Origin of the sequence: Brevundimonas sp. UBA7534 (assembly GCF_002479325.1) — a bacterium.
GTDB lineage: Bacteria > Pseudomonadota > Alphaproteobacteria > Caulobacterales > Caulobacteraceae > Brevundimonas.
On record NZ_DLMO01000078.1, the window covers coordinates 1 to 4,452 of the forward strand.

The 4,452-nt window shown below is 70.8% G+C and carries 5 protein-coding genes and 2 pseudogenes; 3 read left to right on the forward strand and 4 right to left on the reverse strand.

Features of this window, described 5'->3' with window-relative positions; translation table 11 throughout:
- Positions 1 to 69: 69 nt before the first annotated feature.
- A complete protein-coding gene (locus B2U11_RS05910; protein WP_292070560.1) occupies positions 70 to 540 on the forward strand; it encodes a YaiI/YqxD family protein in 471 nt (156 codons plus the stop codon).
- Complete coding sequence (arfB, locus tag B2U11_RS05915; protein ID WP_292070561.1) at positions 537 to 938, forward strand: alternative ribosome rescue aminoacyl-tRNA hydrolase ArfB; 402 nt, start codon at positions 537 to 539, stop codon at positions 936 to 938. The genes B2U11_RS05910 and arfB overlap by 4 nt, the downstream gene beginning before the upstream one ends.
- On the opposite strand, the gene nth is transcribed toward arfB, so the two are convergent.
- The 3 genes from nth to B2U11_RS05930 are packed head-to-tail and all read right to left on the reverse strand — an operon-like array spanning position 935 to position 4,006.
- Positions 935 to 1,624, reverse strand: a complete 690-nt coding sequence (gene nth, locus B2U11_RS05920; protein ID WP_292070565.1) for an endonuclease III — start codon at positions 1,622 to 1,624, stop codon at positions 935 to 937. The two genes, arfB and nth, sit on opposite strands and share 4 nt — an antisense overlap.
- A 59-nt stretch (positions 1,625 to 1,683) precedes the next feature.
- Positions 1,684 to 3,093: a bifunctional glutamate N-acetyltransferase/amino-acid acetyltransferase ArgJ gene (gene argJ, locus B2U11_RS05925; RefSeq protein ID WP_292070562.1), complete on the reverse strand. Its 1,410-nt coding sequence runs from the start codon at positions 3,091 to 3,093 to the stop codon at positions 1,684 to 1,686.
- Position 3,094: 1 nt separating this feature from the next.
- Positions 3,095 to 4,006 carry a peptidylprolyl isomerase gene (locus B2U11_RS05930; RefSeq protein WP_414632939.1) on the reverse strand — a complete coding sequence of 304 codons (912 nt, stop codon included), beginning with the start codon at positions 4,004 to 4,006 and terminating at the stop codon, positions 3,095 to 3,097.
- 241 nt (positions 4,007 to 4,247) lie between these two features.
- Here B2U11_RS05930 and B2U11_RS05935 point away from each other — a divergent pair.
- Positions 4,248 to 4,376, forward strand: a pseudogene (locus tag B2U11_RS05935) (hypothetical protein); the annotation flags it as partial.
- 2 nt (positions 4,377 to 4,378) lie between these two features.
- Here the strand turns inward: B2U11_RS05935 and B2U11_RS15715 are convergent.
- Positions 4,379 to 4,452 (reverse strand): annotated as a pseudogene (locus B2U11_RS15715) (hypothetical protein); the annotation flags it as partial.

Sequence of the window (4,452 nt, forward strand, 5' to 3'; positions counted from 1 at the left end):
CCTCCCCATTGCATGGGGAGGAAAGAAGACGACCTTCTCCCCTCGCCCGTCTCGGGCCATAAGCCTGTCATGGCCACCACCCTCTACATCGACGCCGACGCCTGCCCGGTGAAGGAGGAGGTCTATCGCGTGGCGCGGCGCTATGGGCTGAAGACCTATGTGGTCTCCAACGGCTGGATGCAGGCGCCGCGCGAGGCTCTGATCGAGCAGGTGGTGGTCGACGCCGGCCCCGACGTCGCCGACGACTGGATCGCCGAGCGCGCGGGCCTGGGCGACGTGGTGATCACCGCCGACATCCCGCTGGCCGACCGCTGCCTGAAGGCGGGGGCCCAGGCGCTGAAGGCCAACGGCCAGCCGTTCACGCCTGACTCCATCGGCTCGGCCCTGGCGGGGCGGATGGTGGGCGAGCATCTTCGCTCGATGGGCGTGGCGACCTCGGGCCCGCCGCCCTTCTCGGCCGCCGATCGCTCGCGCTTCCTGCAGGCGCTGGACCAGGCGGTGGTGAAGGCGCGCAAGGCCGCGCCGCCGGCGTCGACATGACGACCATCCCGGAAGAGGAGCTGGACTTCCGCTTCTACCGCGCCGGCGGGCCGGGCGGTCAGAACGTCAACAAGGTCGCGACCGCCGTGCAGATGCGTTTCGACGTCCGCAACTCGCCCAGCCTGACCGACCCGGTGAAGACGCGGCTGATGAAGCTGGCGGGCAGCCGGCTGACGCTGGACGGGGTGATCGTCATCAGCGCCGTGCGGTTCCGCACCCAGGAGCGCAATCGCGCCGATGCGATGGAGCGGCTGCAGGCGATGGTGGACCAGGCCTCGGTGCGGCCGACCTATCGCGTGCCGACCCGGCCGACCAAGGCCTCCAAGGAACGTCGGCTGAAGGCCAAGACGACGCGCGGCGCGATCAAGTCCGGCCGGGGGCGGCCGACGCTGGACTAGGTCCGCGCCTCGCCCAGCGCCAGCATGCCCGCCCGCGAAGGGCACAGGTCGGCGACCACGCAGGCCAGGCAGTTCGGCTTTCGCGCCGTGCAGGTGTAGCGCCCGTGCAGGATCAGCCAGTGATGCGCCTTGGGCAGCCAGTCCTCGGGCACGACGCGGAACAGCTGGACCTCGACCTTGTCGGGGGTGGAGGCGTTGGCCAGGCCCAGCCGGTGCGACACGCGAAAGACGTGGGTGTCCACCGCGATGGCCGCCTCGATCCCCAGTTCGTTCAGCACCACCGAGGCCGTCTTGCGGCCGACGCCGGGCAGGGCCTGCAGGCCCTCGCGCGTCAGCGGAACCTCGCCGCCGTGCTGGTCCAGGACGATACGGCTCAGGGCGATGACGTTCTTCGCCTTGTTCCGGTACAGGCCGATGGAGGCGATGTAGGGGATCAGGCCTTCCTCCCCCAGCGCCAGCATCTTCGCGGGCGTGTCGGCGACCTTGAACAGTCGGTCGGTGGCCTTGTTGACCGAGACGTCGGTGGCCTGGGCCGACAGGGCGACCGCCACCACCAGGGTGAAGGGATTGCTGAAGTTCAGCTCGGTCTTCGGGTCGGGCATGACCCCGCTCAGCCGCTCGAAGATGGCCTCCACGCGGTCGGGGTCGGGCGGCCAGCCCAGAACGGGAATGGCCGCGCCGGTCATCACCGACGGGCGGCGTTGCGCCGGCGTGGCCTTGCGTTTGGCGGGGGGCTTGCCGGCCACTAGCTGCGGTAGTCGCCGTTGATCTCGATGTAGCCCTTGGTCAGGTCGCAGGTCCACACCGTGGCCGAGGCGCGGCCCGAGGCGACGTCGACGGTGATGTCGATCTCCGGGTTCCTCATATAGGCGCTCATCTTGGCCTCGTCGTAGGTCGGCGACGGGGCGCCGTCGACGGCCGCCTGATGCGGGCCGAACCGGATGGCCAGGCGGTCGCGGTCGACCGGCTCCTCGGTCTTGCCCACCGCCATGACGACGCGGCCCCAGTTGGCGTCCTCGCCGGCGATGGCGGTCTTGACCAGGGGGCTGTCGGCGATGGACTTGGCCAGTTTGCGGGCCGAGGCCGGGCTGGCGGCGCCGTCGACCGTGACCTTGACGAACTTGGTCGCGCCCTCGCCGTCGCGCACCAGCTGGTGCGCCAGGTCCAGCATGACCTTGTCCAGGGCGGCGGAAAAGCTCTTCAGGCGGCGGTCGCCGACCCGCCCGATGCGCGGCGCGCCCGAGGCGCCGGTGGCGAACAGCAGGCAGGTGTCGTTGGTCGAGGTGTCGCCGTCCACCGTCACGCTGTTGAAGGTCGTGCGCACGTGCAGACCCAGCAGGGCGCGCAGCACATTGGGATGGATGTCGGCGTCGGTGACGATGAAGGCCAGCATGGTCGCCATGTCCGGCGCGATCATGCCCGATCCCTTGGCGATGCCGGCGATGCGGACCTTGTAGCCCTCGATCTCGGCCTCGGCGTAGGAGCCCTTGGGGAAGGTGTCGGTGGTCATGATGCCCCGACCCGCCCGCGCCCACTGTTCCGTGGGCGACAGGTCGCCGTCCAGGGCGTGCTCGATCTCGGGCAGGCGGGCGACGATCTTCTTGTCGTCCAGCACCACGCCGATCACCCCGGTCGAAGCCAGCATGACGTCGCGCTGGCGGCAGCCGAAGCGCTTGGCCACCTCCGATGCGGTGCGGCGCGCGGCGTCGGCCCCGGCCTTGCCGGTGAAGGCGTTGGCGCAGCCGGCGTTGACGACCAGGGCGCGCACGTCCTTGCCGCCCTCGCTGGCGCCCAGCTGTTTCTTGCACCAGTCGACCGGCGCCGACCCGACCTTGTGTCGGGTGAACACGCCCGCGCAGCTGGTTCCGCGCGCGAAGCGGAACACCACCAGGTCGTCGCGCTCATGCTTGTAGAAGCCGGCGCGGGCGGTGGCGATCTCGACCCCGCCTACGGGGGGCATGGTCGGGAAGGGCACGGCCAGCGGCGAGACCTTGAGGCCCGGTTTGCCGCCCGCCGGCGGCGTGGCGGCGGGTTCGGCGGCGGCGGGCCGCGTCGCCCGCTTCAGCGCCGAGGCGAAGGGGTCCAGGGCCTTTTCGAACGCCTGCTCGATCTTCTGGCTGGCCTTGGGGCCGGGCTTGCTCGGGGTCTTGGACATGTCAGGCGGCCGGTGCGGGAGCGGAAGGGGCGGGCGAGGGCGGGGACGCCGGGGCGGGCGGGGCGGCGGGCGTCATCACCTCGACCTGGGCCTTGCCGCGCAGCTGCTCCAGCAACTGGCGCACGCCCTCATAGGTCAGATAGCGCACGATCTGGGGCCGCGCCTGCTCCAGCGTGGGCGGGTTCTCCTTGCGGCGATCCTCGACCTTCAGCACGGCCCAGCCGCCCTCGGTCTGGAACGGACCGACCACGGCGCCGGCGGGCTTGTCGCGCAGGGCGTCGGCATAGGCCTGGGGCATGACGTCCAGCGTCGAATAGCCCAGGTCGCCGCCCGAAAAGCGCGTCGCCTCGTCGATGGAACGTTCCGTGGCCACCGCTTCGAACCCGGCGCCCTGGGCCAGGATGCCGACCACGGCGTCGGCCTCGGGCTTGGTGCGCGACAGGATCAGCCGCAGCCGATACTCGTCGGACGACCGGGCCAGCCGCAGCTGTTCGGCGTAGAGACGCTGGACGTCCTGGTCGGTGATGGCGTCGTTGACCACGCTCTCGACCAGCATGTCGCCCAGAATCCGTTCGCGCGTCGCCTCCAGCCGCCGCTGCGCCAGGGGCGCGGCGTCCAGCCGGCGCCGTTCCGCCTCTCGCGCCAGAAGCTTCTGGTCGATCACCTCGTCCAGAACGCGGCGGAACAGGTCCGAGGTGGCGTCCAGCGGCTCGCCCTCGCCGACCAGCCCCTGGGCCACGGCCTCGCGCCGGACGTCCGAAGCCCAGATCGTCTGGTCCTGCACCCGCGCCACGGCCTGGTCGCCCTTTTCCGGCGGCGTGTCGTCGCCCCCGCGCGAACAGGCCGACAGGGCCAGAGCGGCGCTCACGGCCGCGAGGGCCAGGAAGGAGAACGGTCGCCGGACAGGGATCAAGGGGGCGCTCCGTCGCTGGGCGGGAAGGCCCTCGCGTTGACAGGGATAAGGCCGGTGCTTAAGTCCCGCCTGCGCCCAAGTCGAGGGGTTTTGATCGTCTGCGCGGCCCTTCGCGCGCGCCCGTGGCGGCGCTTTCGAGGGTCGCCGCCGGTCCGGGCCTCTCCCGCGGCGTCCGTATCGCCGCCCCCTTCAGGGATTCCAGAGCCGCTCCTTCGACGCTCGACCGCCCATCGGACCCACCATGCTCGGCTTCGCCAAGAAACTCTTCGGCTCCTCCAACGATCGCAAGGTCAAGGCCTTCCAGGACCAGGCCCAGCGCATCAATGCGCTGGAGCCCAAGTTCGCCGCCCTGTCGGACGACGAGCTGCGGATGATGATGTAGTCCTTGTCGCGCTGATACAGGGTGTTGGCGCGCAGGGCCTGGTTGACGTGGTGGACCAGGCTGA